Annotated in this window: 21 protein-coding genes; 10 read left to right on the plus strand and 11 right to left on the minus strand. The window is 63.9% G+C overall.

Features of this window, described 5'->3' with window-relative positions; all coding sequences use genetic code 11:
• The first annotated feature begins 83 nt into the window (after nucleotides 1-83).
• Both GSQ89_RS02825 and GSQ89_RS02830 read left to right on the plus strand, forming a co-directional pair.
• A complete protein-coding gene (locus GSQ89_RS02825) occupies nucleotides 84-650 on the plus strand; it encodes a Uma2 family endonuclease (RefSeq protein WP_158921790.1) in 567 nt (188 codons plus the stop codon).
• 258 nt (nucleotides 651-908) lie between these two features.
• Nucleotides 909-1,160, plus strand: coding sequence for a hypothetical protein (locus GSQ89_RS02830; RefSeq protein ID WP_158921792.1), 252 nt, complete (start codon nucleotides 909-911; stop codon nucleotides 1,158-1,160).
• Nucleotides 1,161-1,234: 74 nt separating this feature from the next.
• Here GSQ89_RS02830 and GSQ89_RS02835 read toward each other — a convergent pair whose 3' ends face one another.
• A complete protein-coding gene (locus GSQ89_RS02835) occupies nucleotides 1,235-1,729 on the minus strand; it encodes a PaaI family thioesterase (RefSeq protein ID WP_216855980.1) in 495 nt (164 codons plus the stop codon).
• Entirely contained in the window at nucleotides 1,726-2,184 is a 459-nt protein-coding gene (locus GSQ89_RS02840; RefSeq protein WP_158921794.1) for a helix-turn-helix domain-containing protein, read from the minus strand. Before GSQ89_RS02840 ends, GSQ89_RS02835 begins: the two co-directional genes overlap by 4 nt.
• 131 nt (nucleotides 2,185-2,315) lie before the next feature.
• Here GSQ89_RS02840 and GSQ89_RS02845 point away from each other — a divergent pair, with 131 nt between their 5' ends.
• The 3 genes from GSQ89_RS02845 (at nucleotide 2,316) to GSQ89_RS02855 (ending at nucleotide 3,845) form a co-directional block, all read left to right on the plus strand.
• Complete coding sequence (locus GSQ89_RS02845) at nucleotides 2,316-2,921, plus strand: 2-hydroxychromene-2-carboxylate isomerase (RefSeq protein WP_158921796.1); 606 nt, start codon at nucleotides 2,316-2,318, stop codon at nucleotides 2,919-2,921.
• Between the two features lie 71 nt (nucleotides 2,922-2,992).
• A complete protein-coding gene (locus GSQ89_RS02850; RefSeq protein WP_158921799.1) occupies nucleotides 2,993-3,475 on the plus strand; it encodes a hypothetical protein in 483 nt (160 codons plus the stop codon).
• 79 nt (nucleotides 3,476-3,554) lie between these two features.
• Nucleotides 3,555-3,845 carry a putative quinol monooxygenase gene (locus GSQ89_RS02855; protein ID WP_158921801.1) on the plus strand — a complete coding sequence of 97 codons (291 nt, stop codon included), beginning with the start codon at nucleotides 3,555-3,557 and terminating at the stop codon, nucleotides 3,843-3,845.
• Nucleotides 3,846-4,305: 460 nt separating this feature from the next.
• Here the strand turns inward: GSQ89_RS02855 and GSQ89_RS02860 are convergent, their stop codons facing one another.
• The 8 genes from GSQ89_RS02860 to pip form a co-directional block, all read right to left on the minus strand.
• Nucleotides 4,306-5,133: an alpha/beta hydrolase gene (locus GSQ89_RS02860; protein ID WP_158921803.1), complete on the minus strand. Its 828-nt coding sequence runs from the start codon at nucleotides 5,131-5,133 to the stop codon at nucleotides 4,306-4,308.
• The gene (locus GSQ89_RS02865; RefSeq protein ID WP_158921805.1) at nucleotides 5,130-6,014 is read right to left on the minus strand and encodes a polysaccharide deacetylase family protein; all 885 of its coding nucleotides are present in this window, start codon (nucleotides 6,012-6,014) and stop codon (nucleotides 5,130-5,132) included. The genes GSQ89_RS02860 and GSQ89_RS02865 overlap by 4 nt, the downstream gene beginning before the upstream one ends.
• Nucleotides 6,015-6,335: 321 nt before the next feature.
• Nucleotides 6,336-7,229 carry an L-threonate dehydrogenase gene (gene ltnD / locus GSQ89_RS02870; RefSeq protein WP_216855982.1) on the minus strand — a complete coding sequence of 298 codons (894 nt, stop codon included), beginning with the start codon at nucleotides 7,227-7,229 and terminating at the stop codon, nucleotides 6,336-6,338.
• A 19-nt stretch (nucleotides 7,230-7,248) separates the two neighbouring features.
• Nucleotides 7,249-8,451 (minus strand): acyl-CoA dehydrogenase family protein, encoded by a 1,203-nt coding sequence (locus GSQ89_RS02875; RefSeq protein WP_158921809.1) that lies wholly within the window; start codon nucleotides 8,449-8,451, stop codon nucleotides 7,249-7,251.
• A gap of 87 nt (nucleotides 8,452-8,538) precedes the next feature.
• Nucleotides 8,539-9,165, minus strand: a complete 627-nt coding sequence (gene leuD, locus GSQ89_RS02880) for a 3-isopropylmalate dehydratase small subunit (RefSeq protein ID WP_158921811.1) — start codon at nucleotides 9,163-9,165, stop codon at nucleotides 8,539-8,541.
• A gap of 45 nt (nucleotides 9,166-9,210) precedes the next feature.
• The gene (leuC, locus tag GSQ89_RS02885; protein ID WP_158921813.1) at nucleotides 9,211-10,614 is read right to left on the minus strand and encodes a 3-isopropylmalate dehydratase large subunit; all 1,404 of its coding nucleotides are present in this window, start codon (nucleotides 10,612-10,614) and stop codon (nucleotides 9,211-9,213) included.
• Nucleotides 10,611-11,984, minus strand: a complete 1,374-nt coding sequence (locus GSQ89_RS02890) for an MFS transporter (protein ID WP_158921815.1) — start codon at nucleotides 11,982-11,984, stop codon at nucleotides 10,611-10,613. The genes leuC and GSQ89_RS02890 overlap by 4 nt, the downstream gene beginning before the upstream one ends.
• Nucleotides 11,985-12,032: 48 nt before the next feature.
• Nucleotides 12,033-12,983: a prolyl aminopeptidase gene (gene pip, locus GSQ89_RS02895; protein WP_158921817.1), complete on the minus strand. Its 951-nt coding sequence runs from the start codon at nucleotides 12,981-12,983 to the stop codon at nucleotides 12,033-12,035.
• 128 nt (nucleotides 12,984-13,111) lie between these two features.
• On the opposite strand from pip, the gene GSQ89_RS02900 reads away from it, so the two are divergent.
• Nucleotides 13,112-14,647 carry a 4-hydroxyphenylacetate 3-hydroxylase N-terminal domain-containing protein gene (locus GSQ89_RS02900; protein ID WP_158921819.1) on the plus strand — a complete coding sequence of 512 codons (1,536 nt, stop codon included), beginning with the start codon at nucleotides 13,112-13,114 and terminating at the stop codon, nucleotides 14,645-14,647.
• A gap of 305 nt (nucleotides 14,648-14,952) precedes the next feature.
• On the opposite strand, the gene GSQ89_RS02905 is transcribed toward GSQ89_RS02900, so the two are convergent.
• Nucleotides 14,953-15,525: a hypothetical protein gene (locus tag GSQ89_RS02905; RefSeq protein ID WP_158921821.1), complete on the minus strand. Its 573-nt coding sequence runs from the start codon at nucleotides 15,523-15,525 to the stop codon at nucleotides 14,953-14,955.
• Nucleotides 15,526-15,650: 125 nt separating this feature from the next.
• Here GSQ89_RS02905 and GSQ89_RS02910 point away from each other — a divergent pair, with 125 nt between their 5' ends.
• Genes GSQ89_RS02910 through GSQ89_RS02925 form a run of 4 tightly spaced genes read left to right on the plus strand, consistent with a single transcriptional unit; the run spans nucleotide 15,651 to nucleotide 18,335 of the window.
• Complete coding sequence (locus GSQ89_RS02910; protein ID WP_158921823.1) at nucleotides 15,651-16,007, plus strand: DUF423 domain-containing protein; 357 nt, start codon at nucleotides 15,651-15,653, stop codon at nucleotides 16,005-16,007.
• Nucleotides 16,004-16,906, plus strand: a complete 903-nt coding sequence (locus GSQ89_RS02915) for an SAM-dependent methyltransferase (protein ID WP_158921825.1) — start codon at nucleotides 16,004-16,006, stop codon at nucleotides 16,904-16,906. Before GSQ89_RS02910 ends, GSQ89_RS02915 begins: the two co-directional genes overlap by 4 nt.
• Nucleotides 16,907-16,954: 48 nt before the next feature.
• The gene (locus GSQ89_RS02920) at nucleotides 16,955-17,662 is read left to right on the plus strand and encodes a CoA transferase subunit A (RefSeq protein ID WP_158921827.1); all 708 of its coding nucleotides are present in this window, start codon (nucleotides 16,955-16,957) and stop codon (nucleotides 17,660-17,662) included.
• Nucleotides 17,663-17,675: 13 nt separating this feature from the next.
• Nucleotides 17,676-18,335 carry a CoA transferase subunit B gene (locus tag GSQ89_RS02925; RefSeq protein ID WP_158921829.1) on the plus strand — a complete coding sequence of 220 codons (660 nt, stop codon included), beginning with the start codon at nucleotides 17,676-17,678 and terminating at the stop codon, nucleotides 18,333-18,335.
• Nucleotides 18,336-18,459: the final 124 nt, after the last annotated feature.

An 18,459-nucleotide genomic window follows, 5' to 3' on the forward strand; every position in this document is an offset into this window, starting at 1 on the left:
CCGATCTTGGGCCACGCGATGGGACGGTCCGGCGGGGCAGGCTGATCGTGGCAAACCGGTCTGGACCGTGATAGCATTGCGACATGGACACAGTGGCTCGCGACAGTCAGTTCCTCGATGCAGACGAATTCCTGCGGACCGACCAGTCCGAGTTCGGCAGTGCCTGGCGTTATGAGCTTGTCCGCGGTGCGATCGTCGCGCACGCGGCGCCGAGTCCCGAACATGGCGTCATCCTCGGCAACCTGGCTCGCGAGATCGGCAACCGCCTGCGTGACCATGTCGAGTGCAGATCGGAAGTCGGCAGCGGGGCGGTCCCCCAATACGAACAGCGTCACACCGCCCGTATTCCGGACGCCATGATCCGCTGCGGGAAACAGCCTCGCGTGCTGTTCGAGGTGGTTTCCCCGTCGGAGCTACGGCACAAACGGCAATGGGATCAGAAGCGATCGGACCTGCAGGCCGTCGAGGGTATGCACGAGATTGTCGAGATCTTCCAGGACGAGATGCTGGCACACGCCTATCGGCGGCAAGGTGATGGGTGGACCTTCGAATGGGTCGCCGGGCCGGACGCGGCGTTGGAATTACGCAGCGTGGGTATCTCGGTTCCGCTGGCGGCGCTGTACGAGCGGGTTACGCCGCAAGAGGCGTGACGCACCGTCGACGGTTTCTTCCATGGCGGCCCAATAACCTGCTTTGCTCCGCCCCGTGGTCATCGCCTGACCTTCATCTGTGAGTTCAGGTCGCTCGCTGCATGTTGAAGCGACCGTCCGTTCCGGCGTGGAAAGCCGATCTGTGGCGTGCGAAGCTGACGCGGCCGATTGCCGCGCGAGCGACACTATCGGAAAATGCCCGGGTCGTGCTACCCACGCGCAACGAAAGGGCAACGGGGTAGCTCAATGTGGTCGGTTATGATTCTGTCGGTGCTCATCAAAGTAATATTGCCACCTGTGGCATTTTTTCTTGCCGCGCGGGATTATTTCGATCCGCTGGTACGGATTTTAGTGAACTCCGTTACCTATGCCTTCATCGTCGGCGTGTTCGGCACAATTCTCGCCAACGGCGCGCCGAGTGCCGTTCCGCTGCCGTTTGTTATTGGCTTCGTCCAAATGGCGGTGGGAATGTCCATCCTTGAGTGGGCTACCAGGAGGCCGGGCTTCTGAGAACCGGCCCGGGCGACGCGGTGTAGCGGGTCTTCCGCCATCGCCGGCCGCTTCGCATCACCAACGCGCCGGCCCTACTCCACAGGCAGATCGAACACCAGACACGTCGTGCTGGCCGCCGCGCACAGCCGGCCCTTGGCATCCAGCACCTTCCCCTCCGCCACCGCGGACCGGCGCCCGACATGAACGGCGTTGCCCTCGGCCGACAGTTCACCGGACGCGACGGTCACGGCACGCACGTAATTCACCTTGATCTCCAGCGATGTGTAAGCCCGCCCTTCCGGCAGCCTCGCGTGCACCGCGCATCCCATCACCGAATCCAGCAGCGTCGCCAGGATTCCGCCATGCATCGTGCCGATTGGATTGTAATGGTATTCGGCGGGCGTGAGCCGCATCACCACACGGCCTTCCTCCACCGCATCGATCGACAACCCTACCAAAGCCGCGATCGGCGCCCCGGGAACACTGCCATCCCGCATGCCACGCAGAAATGCCAACCCACTCATCCCCCGGCTGGCATCGGCCGTCAGCTTCGGGTCGGACCATGCGATCGTGCGTTCACGGATCACGCGGCAGCGTCTTGCAGCATGGTGGTGACGACCTGATATCCTGGACCATCGACGCGGCGGCCGGTCGCCGGATCCAGCAACAGCGGATCGACCGTCTCGCCATTGTCCGTGTTGACGATCTGAACGGTCCGGTCGTCCGGCGGGAAATGCTTGTTGCCGAACGCCAGTATCGCCAGCAGCACCGGACGGAAATCCTTGCCGCGCGGCGTCAGAACGTATTCGTCACGCGGCGGCCGTTCGTTATACTGCCGCCGAGCGAGCAATCCCGCGTCAACCAGGGCGTTCAATCGCCGGGTCAGCATGTTGGGCGCGATACCCAGGCTCTCACTGAACGCGTCGAAACGCGTCAGGCCACGGAATGCATCGCGCAGGATCAGGATGCTCCACCACTCGCCGACATGCTCCAACCCGCGGGCAATCGGGCATTGCATGGTGCTGAAACTCTTGCGTTGCATTTTACAATCACTCGTACAGAAACTACGATGTTGATAGTTGGTTAGGAAGCGGCCGGACGTCAATGCCAAATCCCCCGGGGGTCTGTCACCGTCGCGGTCGCCCCTATCGCACATCCGGCGAGGCAAGTGCCATGCAAGTGGAATTTCATTTCGATTTCGGCAGCCCAAATGCCTATCTGACGCATCGCGTCATCCCCGCGATCGAGGCCCGCACCGGCGCGCGCTTCCGCTACGTCCCCGTCTTGCTGGGCGGCGTGTTCAAGGCAACCGGCAACCGCTCCCCCGCCGAGGCATTCGCCGGCATCCGCAACAAGCCGGACTACGAGCGGCTGGAAACCGAACGCTTTGTCCGCCGCCATCGGATCGAGGGCTTCGTGCGCAACCCCTTCTTCCCGGTGAACACGCTGCAACTGATGCGGGGCGCCACGGCGGCCGAGATCGACGGCGGGCTGGAACGCTACGTCAACGCGATGTTCCACCACATGTGGGAGGCGCCGAAGAAGTTGGACGAGCCGGATGTGCTGCGCGACGCCCTGACGGCCTCCGGCCTGGACGCGGCGTCCGTGATGGCACGAGCCCAGGACCCGGTGGTGAAGGCGAAGCTGATCGCCAACACGGACATGTCCGTCGCGCGGGGCGCGTTCGGGTCCCCCACCTTCTTCGTCGGGGATGCAATCTATTTCGGCAAGGACCGGCTGCGGGACGTGGAGGAAGCGATCCTGGGAGTAGCCCAGTAACCCGGAATCGGGTTGACTTCGATGCATCAACCATATTGGTTATCGGCCAAATTGGTAGGAAGGTCTTCGAGATGCGCCGCGCAGTGCTTATTGGCATGATCTTTCTGCCCCTGGGCGCGGCGAATGCTCAGCCGCCTCCCCCGGGCTATGCTTATCCGCCACCCGGCTATCCACCCGCCGGTTACCCGCCCCCGGGGAGTCCGCCCCCCGGATACCCACCCCCGGGCTATCCGCCGCCGGCATACCCGGTTGCACAACCCGATCCCTATGCCGGCATCTATCCCGGCTACGCCTACAACAATGGGGCGCCAACCCTGCTCGTCGCGGGCGCGGTCTTTCCGCTGATCTTTGTCGGTGGCGCATGGGGCTATTGGGGCCCCGACCACCACTGGTTCCGCGCTCCGGACGCGGTCTATCGGCATCTGGAAGGCCGGCGGGCAGCGGGCGTCGTCTTCCATACCGGCGGGCCCGATCACGGTTTCCATGGGGCGCCCGTGTATCATTCGGCCGGCGGCGGGCGGCCGGCCGAACACGAACATGAGCATGGCCGGTAAGAACAGCGGCCGCGGACGGCCCGGGCACGAGGGTTAGGACGCCCGCGGTACCGCGGGCCGAAACGAAGGGGAAACCAAGATGTCAGTTCGGCTTGTCGTCACAATTACCGCCGCCCCCGGGAAAGGTTCGGAACTTGCTCGGGTCTTCCGCGACCGCTGCGCGGAGGTCAGGCAAGAGCCCGGATGCGAGCAGTTCGAGGTGTTCCAGAGCGCACTCGATCCGGACAAGCTGGCGTTGCTGGAGCTTTGGACGGATCAGGCCGCGCTGGACGTCCATGCGAAGGTGAACGCCACGCGGGCGCCGCTGCCGGAGGGGTTGCGGGCCGGCACCGGAGAGCGTGAGGATTATCAGTATAATCGGACGCGTTAGAGCGTTTTCACCCTGACTGTGCAGGGAGAAAACGCTCTAACGCTTTGTTTGATCGCATGATTCACGCGCCCTGGACGTTCCACCCAGCGCGATCATGCTCTAGCCACCTGCGGATTCAGTCTGTTGCGGCGGGCGCAGGCGCTTTGGTTTGCGCGCGGGCGGGTTGTGGAGGCCGGCTTCCGTCGACGGATAGAGCCTGCGGCGTTTGGGCCTTCTGAACCAGCACGTTACTGGGCGGATGGCCCGGACTTCGCCGGGCCATGACGAATTTGTTGACGCCGGGCCATGACGAATTTATTGACGACGGGCCGTGACGAATTTATTGACGACGGACCGTGATGAATTTATTGACGACGGGCCGTGATGAAGCGAGAGTCGACATCAACGGCGGTTGGTATCAATCGATACTATCACTCGGTCGGTGGGTGATCACAGCCGGATTGATCGTTACGGGACAGTCCTACCGCAGCAGCAACGGTAGATACCGCGTTAGAACTCCCTCCTGATCGCGCAGTTCGTGCACAACGGTGAAATGATTCGCCCTCGGCACCGGGATCAGCGCGCCGGGCATACGGGCCGCTGATCGCAATACGTGGAAATCCCGGCTATCCGACATCAACGGCGGCAATTCCCCGGTCCCGTACGCAAACGCCAGCGGCTTATCCACCAAAGGCAATCGCATCGGCGACAGAGAAACGATCTCCTGCTGGGTCAGCCGCAGTTTCTCGTTCAGATACGTGTCGCGCACCGGCCCCAACTCGAAAATCCCCGAGATCGCCAGCCCGGCCCTCACCAGTGGATGACCTAGGCACATCGCCGTCAGATGGCCCCCCGCCGACCAGCCGGACAGCACGATCGGGCCGTTGATCCCATGCGCCGGCCCATGCACTGCCAGCCAGTCCAATGCCGCATTGATTTCCGCAACGATTTCGGTCAGCGACGCGTCGGGTGCCAGTGTGTAACCCGGCAATGCCGCCGCCCAGCCGCGCGCATGCGGGCCGGCGATCAAGTTGGCGAACTGGTCCTTGCTGTTGCGCTGCCAGTAGCCACCGTGAATGAACACGATGCACGGCGCGTCCGGATCAGACGCTGGAAAGAGATCCCAGGTGTTACGCTCCCGCTTACCATAGCGCAGGTCCAGATGCATTCCGTTCGCCGCGCGAAACGCCGACGAGGCGAGTTCCCGAGCGGCATTGAGCACGGGGCTGTCGGTTACGTGAGCGATATTGTCGTAGGCCGCGTCGCGTTCGGCCTGGCTCAGCAGCCCCCATCGCGCCATGAAGCTCATGCGGTTGCCTTCCGATACCAGTCCATTATCTGCCGGCCCTGCCAAAACAACGTGCCCGGACGGCTGGCCATGTGCGTCAGGGCGCGCTCGAACCAGCCGATCCGGTGCGGCACACCGCTGATATACGGATGCACGGCCAGGCCCATGACCTTGGCGCCCTGCTCGTTGGATTCCTCATACAGACGCTCAAACTGAGCGATCGTGCGGTCGAACAGTTCTTCGGCCCGATGATGCTGGATCATCATCATCGGGATGTCGTTCAGTTCCACGCTGTAAGGCATGGTCAGCATCGGTCCATGCGTCGTGCGGATCGTGGCCGGCAGGTCATCGATCACCCAGTCGGCGCAATACTTGATCCCGGCTTCCGCCAGCAGATCGGGCGTGTCCAGCGTCTCGGTCAGGCCGGGCGCGAGCCAGCCTACCGGGTCATGGCCGCCGGCGTCCCGCAACACCGCGATGGCCTCGCGGATCATGGCGCGCTGGTCCTCGACCAGATGCGTGGCCATCTGGTGGTGGCCGTGCACCATGAACTCCCACCCCGCGTCACGGCAGGCTTTCGTTACCTGGGGGTAGGCAGACGGCACCACGCCGTTGATCGCCAGCGTCGGTGCGATGCCGTGCAGGTCCAGCGCCGCCTTCAGCCGCCAAAAGCCGACCCGCATGCCATACTCGTGCCAGGCCCAGTTCGGCAGGTCGGGGATCACCGCGGCCCCCTGCGGCGCGCTGAGCACCTGCCGGGGCATGGTGCGGTCGATGTCCCATCGCTCGATGTTCACCACCAGAAAGACGACGACGCGCTTGCCACCGGGCAGCGACAGCTTGGGACGGTCGATGGAGGCCTGGTAGTCCAGACGCTGGAACGGCTTTTGTGGGTCGGTCATGCGCGGATGATGACCGGGGGCGGCGGATCGTTCAAGGCAGGATAACGGATTGACCAGTCGTCAGGGCCACGGTGCCGGGTCCGGAGAGTCTAGAGCGCTTTCAGGCTGACTGTAAACAGTCAGCGCGCTCTAACTATTTGATTGATCGCGTGATTCACGCCCTGTTGGCGTTTCGCCCAGGGCGATCACGCTCTAGACTTGCCTTCTGGCTCTTGCGAACCGTCCGAGTGCGGAACCTGGTTCCGTCGTGATCCGCGAATTTCCGGCCCGCAAGAAAACCGGCGGCGCCCGGCGTTCAGCCAGCCGCCGCCGCATAGACGTTCATTTCTTCTCCGGCAGAGCGATCCCGGTCAGTTGTTCCCAAACCCGGATCACGAACGAGTCGTCCTTCGGTCCCTGGCCATTTGCCGCCGCCGCGAGAAACAACTGGTGCGCCGCGGCCGCCATCGGAAGCGGGAACGTCAAAGACCGAGCCTGGTCCAGCACGATTCCGAGGTCTTTGACGAAGATGTTGACCGCCGACAGCGGCGTATCATCCCCCGCCAGGATGTGCGGCACCCGGTTCTGCCACATCCATGAACTACCGGCCGACTCCGAAATGACCTTGTAGAGCGTCTCGGGATCGGCACCGGCGCGGATGCCCAGTGCCAGGGCCTCGGCGGCGGTCGCGATGTGCACGCCGGCCAGCAACTGGTTGACCATCTTCACCGTGCTGCCAACGCCGATCGCATCCCCCAAGCGCCAGACCTTGGTCGAAATCGCTTCCAGGACTGGCGCCGCCTTGGCGAAGGCGGCCTCGGAGCCCGACCCCATCACCGTCATGGTCCCAGCCCGAGCACCAACCGACCCGCCGGAGACCGGGCTGTCGATCATCAGGAAACCGGCCTCTTCGATTTGTTTGCCCAGCGCCTTCGCGGCTTCCGGGGCGACGGTCGCGCAGCACAGCACGACGGCACCCTTTTCCATTCGCGCCAGGCAGCCTTTTTCGCCGAACAGCACCTGCTGGGTTTGCGCGGCGTTAATGACGAAAACCACCACGGCTTCCAGATCGGTCGGCAATGCGTCCGGGGAAACCACGACCTTGCCGCCCTCGGCGGCGAAGGCCGCCCGGATGTCCTCGCGCAGTTCGCACCCGGTCACGTCGTGGCCCTTGTGCAGCAGGTTCAGGGCGGCACCCATGCCCATATTGCCCAGACCGATGATGCCAACTTTCATAACCAATGCCTCCAATCAATCAGATAAAGCGGGCGGTCGGGTCGTAACCGAGGAAATATTGCCCGCAGACCTCGATGTGGCCGGTACGGGCCTGAACCTGCTGCGCGGCGGCGTGGATGTCGCGGATTTTCCGGTCAAACGGGCTGCTGGCAAAAATCGCCGCCGCACCGGCCTCATGATAGACGAATTCGGCGACTTCCTTGGCCCGCGCGATGGCCGACGTCGTCGCCAGGCGCATCAGGATCTTGTTTTCCTTGTCCAGCACGCCGGTGCGTTGGATGCAGTCCTCGCCATCCCGGATCGATTGCAACACGAAGGCGCGGGCGGACCGCAGCTTGGCTTCGTTTTCGGCGACCAGATGATGCATGACCGGGTTGTCGCGCAACGTCCTTGTGGTGTGGGACGGCTTCTTGGTCTGCGCCAGGCTGCGCAACTCATCCAGCATCGCCCGGGCGATCCCCATAGCAACGGCGGAGAAGCCGCAGGAATAGGCGCTGGTCGTGGTGAACTGGAAGAATGGTTCGGGCAGGCGCCGTTCCTCATCGACGTCGCGGCGGACGCTGTACGCCTCCGGAACGAACACATCGGTCAGGGTGTAGGTGTCGCTGCCGGTGCCGCGCAGTCCGATGACGTCCCAGTTGGCCGTCCAGTTGATCTGGTCCTGGCGGAGCAACATGCTGCGCTCGATCAGGGCACCGTTGGAGTCCTTCAGCAGCGAGCCGTCCGGCAGTTCGACGTTGCAGTGCGCGCCCATCCAGGTCGCGTGATGGCCGCCGCTGCCGTAACCCCATTTGCCGGTCACCCGGTAGCCGCCGGGAACGACCTTTGCTCGGCCTTGCATTTGGAAGCCCCAGGCCAGGACGCCGCGCCGGTTGTTCCCCCAGATCTCACGCGCGACCGGTGGGTCGACGTAGGCGGCGGCGAGGGAGCAACCGACGGCCTGGCCAAGGCACCACGCCGTGGAGGCGTCCGCCCCGGCGAGGGTTTCCATGACCCTGACAAATGTCTCCAGGCCGGCATTGTAGCCGTTGTACTGGCGTGGCAGCAGGGTGCGGTACAGGCCACCGGCGTGAAGGGCGTCCACCACGGCTGGAGTCAACTGGCCCAGCGCTTCAATCTTCGGCGCTTCCTCGATCAACAGGGGCACTATCGCACGAGCCTGCGCGACCGGGTCGGGTGGCAAGTCGAAGGCGGCCGTAGCGGGTTCCAACGCAGCACTCATTCTGATCGTCCCTTGGGCGTGATTGGTCTCTTGGATCAAGGTCACACGCTCTAGCCCGGACGCGGCGAGTGTCAATGGACCACGCGGTCAGGCGGGGTAAGCCCAGGGGCGTGATGCGGCATCACCACGTTCGAACGCATCGATCGCGTCCTGGCTGCGCAGGATGAAGCTGAGTTGATCGAGTCCCTCCAGCAGCGGCAGCCGGCGGTCTTCCGCCAGTTCAAATGGGATTGGGTCCAGTCCGGGAACCAGCAGTTGGTTTCGATTCAGGTCGATGGTCATCTCGGCGGCGTTGGAGCGGCCCAACGCGCCGGCGATCCGTTCGATGGTGTCCATGTCGAGCTTCAACGGCAGCAGGCCGTTCTGGAATGCGTTGTCGTGGAAGATGTCGCCGAAACTGGGGGCGATGACGCAGCGTATGCCGGCTTCCATCAGCGACCAGACCGCGGTTTCCCGGGAGCTGCCACAGCCGAAGTTGGGGCCGGCGAGGATGATCCGCACGTCCTTGTACCGGGGCTGGTTCAGCACGAAATCCGGGCGTTCCGTTCCATCCGGGGTGAAGCGCAGGTTGGCGAACATCTTCTCCCGCAGCGGCATTTTGATCGCCTCATCCGGCGTGCGGCCGGGCATCAGCGAGGGAGCGATCAGATCGGTGTTGATGTTGGTCATCAGCATCGGCGCGGCGACGCCGGTGACGGTGGTGAATTTTTCCATCGGTCCGTCCCCTGGAAGTCAGTGTTATTTCGCGTGATTCACGCCCTAATTCAGCAGCTTGCGGACATCGGTGATGCAGCCGGCGATGGCGGCGGCCGCGACCATCGCCGGGCTGGCGAGATGGGTGCGGCTGCCGGGGCCTTGCCGGCCCTCGAAGTTGCGGTTGGAGGTCGAGATCGATCGCTGCCCCGGTGCCACACTGTCGCCGCCTGCCCCGACACACATGGAACAGCCGGCTTCTCGCCATTCGAAGCCCGCCTGCTGGAAGATCGTGTGCAGGCCTTCGGCTTCGGCGGCAGCCTTGACGTGCGCGGCGCCGGGAACGACCAGTGCCTTGACTCCGGCAGCGACGGTTCGACCGCGCGCCACCGCCGCCGCGGCGCGGAGATCGGACAGACGCCCGTTGGTGCAGGAGCCGATGAAGGCGACGTCGATCGGTGTGCCCTCGATCGGCTGCCCGGGGATCAGGTTCATGTAACCCAGCGCGCGATCGGCCAGCATGCGGCGATCGGCGTCGGCGAACGATGATGGATCGGGGATGGCCTGATCGATCGACAGCACGTCTTGCGGCGAATTGCCCCAGGTCACCTGCGGTTTCAACGATGCGCAGTCGATGGAGATGACCTTGTCGTAGGCGGCGTCCTTGCCATCAAACAGAAGGCGCCAGTCCTTCACCGCTCGGTCCCACAATTCGCCCTTGGGGGCCATTTCACGGCCGTTCAGATATTCGAAGGTCGTGTCGTCGGCGGCGACGATCCCTCCCCTGGCGCCGAATTCGATCGACATGTTGCTGACGGTCATCCGGCCCTCGACCGGCAGTGCCCGGATGGCCGATCCGGCGTATTCGGCCACGTGGCCGACGCCGGCGTCGACGCCGTAACGACCGATCAGGGCCAGGATGATATCTTTCGCGTAAATGCCTTTGGGCAGTATGCCGTTGAACTCGGCGCGCAGTGTCTTCGGCTTGCGCATGACCAGGGACTGGGTGGCGAAGACCTGCATCACCTCGGTGGTGCCGATGCCCCAGGCCCAGGCGCCGACGCCGCCACAGCTCGCGGTGTGGCTGTCACCACAGACGTAGGTGCAGCCGGGCAGCGCGAAGCCCAGATGCGGGCCGGCGACGTGCACGATACCGTGCCGCGGGTCGTCGATGCTGAACACGCGGACACCGAATTCGTTGCAATTCTTGACCATCGCGAGGTTGCGGGGACCGGTCGGCTTCCAGGTTTCCAGCGTGCGGCCGGGCTGGGTCGAGATCCCGTGATCGATCGTTCCTACCGTCAGTTCCGGGTGCCGCACCTTCAAACCTGCTTTGCGTAAGCCGTCGAAGGCACGGGCGCTGGTGCTTTCCTGCGCGAAATGCCGGTCGATATGCAGCAGCGCTCGGCCGCCGCCGTAATCGGCGATGACGTGCTGGTGCCATATCCGTTCCAAGGGTGTGTTGGTCATGACGTCTCCTGTAGCGGATTCGTAATGGGTTCGCCGTCGCCGCCGGGTGCCAGATCTTCCAGCGACCTTTGGTTCGTTTCTATTCCGAATATAGCGATCACCAGCACCAGGGCGAAATACAGCATCGCGATCATTGCTACCACGCCGGCGATGCCGAACGCGCTGAACAGAGACACCACCAGATAGGGTGTGCCGATCAGGGCGCCTCGGCCGGTCATCTGCGCCAGGCCGCTGCCACGGAAGCGATACGCCGTGGGAAACAGTTCCGGCGTGTATCCCCCCAGGCCTAGGGCCAGGAACAGCGACATGCAGGACACCAGCAGGAAGCCGCACAGCATGATCGCCAGCGGTGCGGTCAGGAACGGATAGATCGCCCCCATGCAGGAACATCCCAGCCCCGCCGCCATAATCCCGTGCCGCCGGCCGATCCGATCGGCGATCAGCACCCCGATCAGCGGCCCGGCGATGGTTCCCGATGTCATTGCGGTGGCGAACCCCAGCGACCTGGTGACGCTGAGTCCTTCCTTGACGAAGAAGGATGGGATCCAGGCGGTGAAACTGTAGGCCCCGACCAGACAGGTGACGTTCACCGCGACGGCCAGCAGCGTGCGGCGGATGACGGGACGGGTGAACAGGATAGTCAGTGGCACGCGTTGCCGGAATGGCACCGTCGTGACGATCACGGGTGCCAGCGGGCCGGCTGTTTCCTGTTCGATGGCGCGTAATGTGTCCTCGGCTTCCTGGGTGCGGCCGACGCTTTCCAGCCAACGCGGTGATTCCGGCAGTTTCCGGCGCAACCACCAGACATACAGGGCACCGCAGCCGCCGATGGCGAACATCGCGCGCCAGCCCACAAGCGGGATGATGAAGAATCCCACCAGCGCCACCACGAAGGTGCCCGAACTGGACACCACATTCAGGATTGTGGTGAACCGGCCTCGGTTCGCGGGGGGCACGAATTCCGACATCATGCCGTAACCGACGACGAATTCGGCGCCCAGGCCAATGCCCATCAGGCAACGGATCGCGATCAGCCAGTTCATCGAGGGCGCGACGGCGGCGGCCAGGCACATCGCGCCGAACAGCAGCAGGTTGAACTGGTAGGCGAAACGGCGACCCAACCGGTCCCCGGCCACCCCCGCCAACGCGGCACCGATGGTCAGGCCGATAAATGTTACGGATACAAACCTGGCGTTCAGCGCCAAGTTGGACCAGCCGCTGGCGACCAGCGCGGCCATGACGCCACCCATCATCGAATTGTCGAAGGAATCGAAGAACATCCCGGCGCCGACCAGGCGCAGGACGCGCCAATGGAATGGCCCGATCGGCAGGCGGTCCAGCCGAGCAGCGGCGTTGACCGGTCTGTTCATTGTTCCTCCCAGTAAGGAGGCTAGACCCGGCGCCGCGTTTCCGGCAAGTCAGCGGACGTTACGGAACCGTTCCACCGCCGCGACCAGGGCGCGTCTGATGCCGGGTTCCAGCGCCGAGTGCCCGGCATCCGGCACGATGGTCATACGAGCATTGCGCCACGACGCCGTCAGGTCGAACGCGGTGACGGCCGGGCAAATCATGTCGTAACGACCTTGCACGATCTCCGCCGGGATTTGGCTGATGCGGTCCATGTGACCCAACAGGCCGCCTTGTGGCAGGAACAGGCCGTGGGCGAAGTAGAAGGCCTCGATGCGCGCGAGACCGAGGGCGGTGCGGTCCTGGGAGAAACCGTTGACCGTCTCCGGGCTGGGCAGCAGCGTGCTGCAGGTGCCTTCATAAACGGACCAGGCTCGGGCGGCGGGCAGGTGGACCGACGGATCGGGGTCGGTCAGGCGACGCAGATAGGCGCCCAGCAAGTCGGTGCGTTCGGCCTCCGGCAGGAAGCCGGTGAAGGCAGCGTGTGCCTCGGGGAAGACGGCTTGCATGCCGTGCAGAAACCATTCGACTTCCCGCGGGCGGCCCAGGAAGACGCCGCGCAGGACCGCGCCGGCGACGCGGTCGGGGTGCGCCTGGGCATAGGCCAGCGCCAGGGTCGATCCCCAGGAGCCGCCGAACAGCAGGAAACGGTCGATCGCCAGGTGACGGCGCAGGGTTTCGATGTCCGCGACGAGGTCGGGGGTGGTGTTGTCGGTCAGTCCGCCGAGTGGCCGGGATCGCCCCGCGCCGCGCTGGTCGAAGATGATGATGCGCCAGAAATGCGGGTCGAAAAAGCGGCGATGCACCGCGCCGGCGCCGGCCCCTGGGCCGCCATGCAGGAATAGCGCCGGGCGGCCGTTCGGGTTGCCGGCTTGTTCCCAATACATCACGTGTCCGCCGGACAACGGCAGGTAACCGGTCTCGTATGGGCCAATCTCAGGGAAAAGGTCGCCGCGGGGCATGATGGCGCGATGTTACAGGCCAACGCGCCGTTGGGGAACAGAAGTTTGGCTGTTCCTGTGGCGTATGCGGTTGCGTGGGGTGATCCCGTTGGCGAATACTCCGCGGCAAGCAATGGGGGGCGGGTACGATGACAGCACCGATGACGGGTGCGGAATACCTTGAGTCGCTGGATGATGGGCGCGTGGTCTACATCTATGGCGAGCGCGTCGCCAAGGTCACCGAACACCCGGCATTCCGCAACACCGCGCGCATGATCGCTCGGCTGTATGACGCGATGCACGATCCGGAGCGGCGGTCGAAGCTGATGGTGCCGACGGATACCGGGAATGGCGGTGTGACGCACGCGTTCTTCAAGGCGCCGAAGACCGCCGACGATCTGATGGCCGGGCGCGATGCGATCGCGGAATGGGCCAGGATCACCTATGGCTGGGTGGGCCGGTCGCCGGATTACAAGGCGGCGTTCCTGGCGACGCTGGGTGCCAACGCGGATTTCTATGCGCCGTATCAGGACAATGCCCGGCGCTGGTACCAGTTCAGCCAGGAACGCGTGCCGTTCATCAACCACGCGATCATCCACCCGCCGGTGGACCGGGACCGGCCGCCCGATCAGGTCAGCGACGTCTGCTGCCACGTGGTGCGGGAAACGGATGCCGGGATCGTGGTCTCCGGAGCCAAAGTGGTTGCCACCGGGTCGGTGCTGACCAACTACACGTTCGTTGCGCATCACGGGCTGATCCCGTTGCAGGACAAATCCTATGCCGCGGTGTTCATGGTTCCCACAAACGCATCCGGCATCAAATTCATCTGCCGCACGTCCTACGAAATGACCGCGACCGCGATGGGCAGCCCGTTCGACTACCCGTTGTCGAGCCGGCTGGATGAGAACGATGCCATCTTCATCATGGATGAGGTCCTGGTACCGTGGGAGAACGTTTTTGTTTATGGCGACGTAGAGAAGGCCAACAACTTCTTTCCTCGGACGGGGTTTCTGCCTCGGTTCGGCGTGCATGGCTGCACCCGGCTGGGGGTCAAGTTGGATTTCATCTCCGGCCTGCTACTGAAGGCGGTGGAGGCTTCCGGCACCAAGGATTATCGTGGTGTGCAGGCGAATGTGGGGGAGGTGATTGCCTGGCGAAACATGTTCTGGGGTCTGTCCGACGCCATGGTGCGCGATCCGAAACCCTGGGTCGGCGACTACGTGCAACCCAACATGGAGCCGGTGAACGCCTATATGATCCTCGCGACGATGGCCTATACGAAGATCAAGTACATCATCGAACAAACGGTCGCCTCCGGGCTGATCTACCTGAACAGCCATGCGCGGGATTTCGGCAATCCGGAGATACGTCCGTATCTCGACAAGTATCTACGTGGGTCGAATGGATACACCGCCGAGGACCGGGTGAAGCTGATGAAACTGCTGTGGGACAGCATCGCCTCGGAGTTCGGCGGGCGGCACGAGCTGTATGAGATCAACTACGCCGGGTCGACTGAGGAAATCCGGCGGTATTGCCTGTTCGGGGCTGAGGCTTCGGGGAATGCGGCGATGTTCAAGGGGTTCGCGGAACAGTGTATGGCGGAATATGACTTGAACGGGTGGACGGTGCCGGATCTGAGCGATCCGGGGGCTTTGAGCTACCATTTGATGCGGGGAGGAGGGTGATGATGGCCTCCTGCCGCTCCTGCGCTGCTATTTCCGCCTTACTTCCTTACATTGACATCTATGCTCGCGACAATCACTGCCAAAAACCAACTGATCCTTCCTAAGTGTGTTGTGCAGGCGCTTGGTTCTCCGGGCGGTGTTCATTGCGCTGATGCTGTCGGCCGGCGCGGATATTCCGGTGAGCGGCGATGCAGATCTGACCGTGCCGCGCGATGTGGTGGCGGTGGTTTCGGTAGCTGAGTTGAAAAACATATTGGATGGCGATGGGGAGGCCCTTTCGTTACGCCCCCAAAAGACCGAGCTTACTACTGCCAGGAAGACAGTTTCGTCATATCGATCGCCTGCGCATAGGCCAGTTTGTCGTCATTCGTCGCGCTGCCGTTGATCACGATCAGGATGCGATTATTCACCAGCATCTGGATCTCATTGTTGTTGGTCTGGATCGCTCGCTGGCTGCCGACACGGATCAGTTTACCCATCGCGCCGGCGATCGCGGGGTTGGCCATCACCATGGCCAACTGTGACAGCACGGGGGAATCGGCGATCACCTGGATCTCGACATTCTGACCGGTGGCGTTGTGGTAGCGGCGAGTGGCCTGGCTGCCGCCGCCCATGAGACCGAGCGCGGCGGTCTGGGTTTCGGGCTTTTCGGCCTGCCAGCCAGGCAGGGCGTCCGGCAGCGCCGCCCCCAGCCCCGCGGCGGTACGCTGGGCGAGAAGCTGAAGCGCTTCCTGCATCGCCGTGCGGGCGGCCGCGATCTGGCCGGCCTGGTAGGCGCGTGTCGCCTCCGCCAACGAGTCCGCGACGTCATCCGCCCGGGCGTGAGGTGGCAGCAGCAGCGGCAACGTGGCGAGTAAAAGCAGGATTTGTCGGCGCATCACCATCTCCGGGTCGATTCGTCCTCCTAACATTATACTACAATGGCCGCGTGAGTGAAGCGTGATGACTGGTGGGCGTCCAAACGATCCGTCGCCAAGGGTGGCCGGAGTTGATAGAAGGCCGCATGCAACGCATCTGGATCGGTTTGGGCTCGTTGGCCGGCTTCGGCGCGGTGGCGATGGCGGCGTTCGCGGCGCATGGCATTGGCGACGCGACTGCCGCGCGCATCGTCGGCAGCGGCGTGCAGATGCAGGGCTGGCACGCGCTGGCTTTGTTGGCCACCGGCCTGTGGCTGCCGCGTGGGGGATGGCTGGCGCAGGCCGCGGGGTTGGCCTTTACGGTCGGCTTGGTGCTGTTTTGCGGCGCGGTCTACTCGCTTGGTTTGGCGGGGGTGTCGTGGGGTATCCTGGCGCCGACGGGCGGTGTGTTGCTGATGATCGGTTGGCTGCTGCTTGGTGCCTCCGCATTGCGCGGCCGATGATCGGGGCTGCTTATCTGGCCGCCGAGGACTTTGAGGCGCCGTTGGCCGAGGAATTGGGGCGCCGAGGTGTGACCATCGATGCGTGGCATGGCCGGTTGGCGTTGTCGCCCGATCCGCCAGCGCAGGCGGCGTGGGCACTGGATATCTGGACCGACCCGCGGGAGATTGCGGTTCCTACCGTGAAGGCGGCGGCCGATGCGTTGCGGGCGATGCAGCGCAATTGGGGGGCGTATGGCGCCGCGCATCACCGCCGCATGGCGCTGATCGCCGAACGGCTGCCACCGGTGAAGGGGAGGCCGCTGGTGTTTCCGGAGTCGGCGCCAGGGTCGCATCTGGGTGGCTGGACGCTGCTGGCGCCGGACCGGATGCTGGCCAGTTCGGCCAAATCCAGCCCGTTCGTCAATGGCGAATGCCATTTCGTCGAGGATCATATCGGGCCGCCCAGCAGAGCGTATTTGAAGCTGTGGGAGGCGCTGGTGCGGTTCGGGCGCTGGCCGGCGGCGGGCGAGCAATGCCTCGATCTGGGGGCTTCTCCGGGTGGGTGGACCTGGGTGCTGGCGAAGCTGGGGGCCGACGTGACGGCGGTGGACAAGGCGCCTCTGGCTGCCAGCGTCGCGGCAATGCCGGGTGTGACGGAGCGGCTGGATAGCGCGTTCGGGATGGTGCCGGAGCCGGTGGATTGGCTGTTCAGCGACATCATCGCCTACCCGGACCGGTTGCTGGCCCTGGTCCGCCGTTGGATCGAGGCGGGGGCTGCCCGGTATATCGTCTGCACCATCAAGTTCCAGGGGGCGACGGATCACGAGGCGGCGGAGGCTTTTGCCGCCATTCCGAACGGGCAGGTCGTCCACCTGTTCCACAACAAGCATGAGCTGACCTTCCTATGGGGTGCTTGCTGATCGGCGGCGGCTTCGGCTAGATGCGGGCAGCGATGGTTGGGGGCGTGCATGGCGGTCAATAAGGTTTTTCCGAGTGCGAAGGCGGCCCTGACCGGGCTGTTGCACGACGGCATGACGATCATGTCGGGCGGGTTCGGTCTGTGCGGCATTCCTTCGGCGCTGATCGAGGCGGTGCGGGACAGCGGCGTGAAGGACCTGACCATCATCTCCAACAACGCCGGCATCGACGATGCCGGGTTGGGGTTGCTGCTGCAGACGCGGCAGGTGCGGAAGATGATCAGTTCGTACGTCGGAGAGAATGCGGCGTTCGCCAAGCAGTACCTGGCGGGGGAACTGGAGATCGAGTTCAACCCGCAAGGCACGTTGGCGGAACGAATCCGCGCCGGCGGGGCGGGTATTCCAGCGTTCTTTACCGCGACCGGTGCGGGGACGCAGATCGCCGAAGGTAAAGTGCAGCAGGAATTCGATGGACGGCTGTATGTGCAGGAGCGCGGGTTACGGGCCGACCTGTCGATCGTGCATGCCTGGAAGGCCGATACCGAGGGCAACCTGATCTACCGCAAGACCGCCAGGAATTTCAATCCGATCATGGCCACGGCTGGGGAAACGGTGGTGGTGGAAGTGGAAGAACTGCTCGAACCCGGTCAGATCGACGGCGATCATATCGTTACGGCTGGAATTTTCGTCAACCGCATCGTCAAACTGGATACGGTAGACAAACGGATTGAACAACGCACCGTGCGCAAGCGCGCTTAAGGGAGTTGGAATCATGCCCTGGACCCGTGACCAGATGGCCGCTCGGGCGGCCCGCGAACTTGAAGATGGATTCTATGTGAATCTGGGGATCGGCATTCCGACCCTGGTGGCGAACCATATTCCCGATGGCATGTCGATTCAGTTGCACTCCGAAAACGGTATGCTGGGGATGGGAGCTTTTCCGTTCGAGGGCGATGAGGACGCCGACCTGATCAATGCCGGCAAGCAGACGGTGACGGAACTGCCGACGACCAGCTTCTTCGACAGCGCCGCCAGCTTTGCGATGGTGCGCGGCGGGCATATCAATATTTCCATACTCGGTGCGCTGCAGGTGTCTGAGAACGGCGACCTGGCGAATTGGATGATCCCCGGGAAGATGGTCAAGGGGATGGGCGGGGCGATGGACCTGGTGGCCGGTGTGAAGCGGGTGGTGGTGCTGATGGAGCACACGGCCGGCGGCAAGCCGAAGTTGCTGAAGCGGTGCAACCTGCCGCTGACCGGGGCGGGCGTGGTCGATTTGATCATCACCGACCTGGGGGTGTTCCAGGTCACGGCGAAAGGCCACGACGGGCTGGTGCTGGTGGATATCGCGCCGGGCGTGACGCTGGCTGAGCTGCGGGAGAAGACCGAGGCTCCGTTCAGCGTCGCCGCCGATTTGAAGGTCGCGGCCTGATTGTTTGAGATTGTGTCACTGTCGGACGGGTGCGTTTAGGCACGCGTTTGCCGGGTGAGAACGAAGGCAAGGCGTGCATGGCGGGTTTTTGCTCGCCATGACGGGTTGATGCGTGCATGGCGGG

Source organism: Acidisphaera sp. S103, from assembly GCF_009765975.1.
In the GTDB taxonomy this organism is placed as follows: domain Bacteria; phylum Pseudomonadota; class Alphaproteobacteria; order Acetobacterales; family Acetobacteraceae; genus Rhodopila.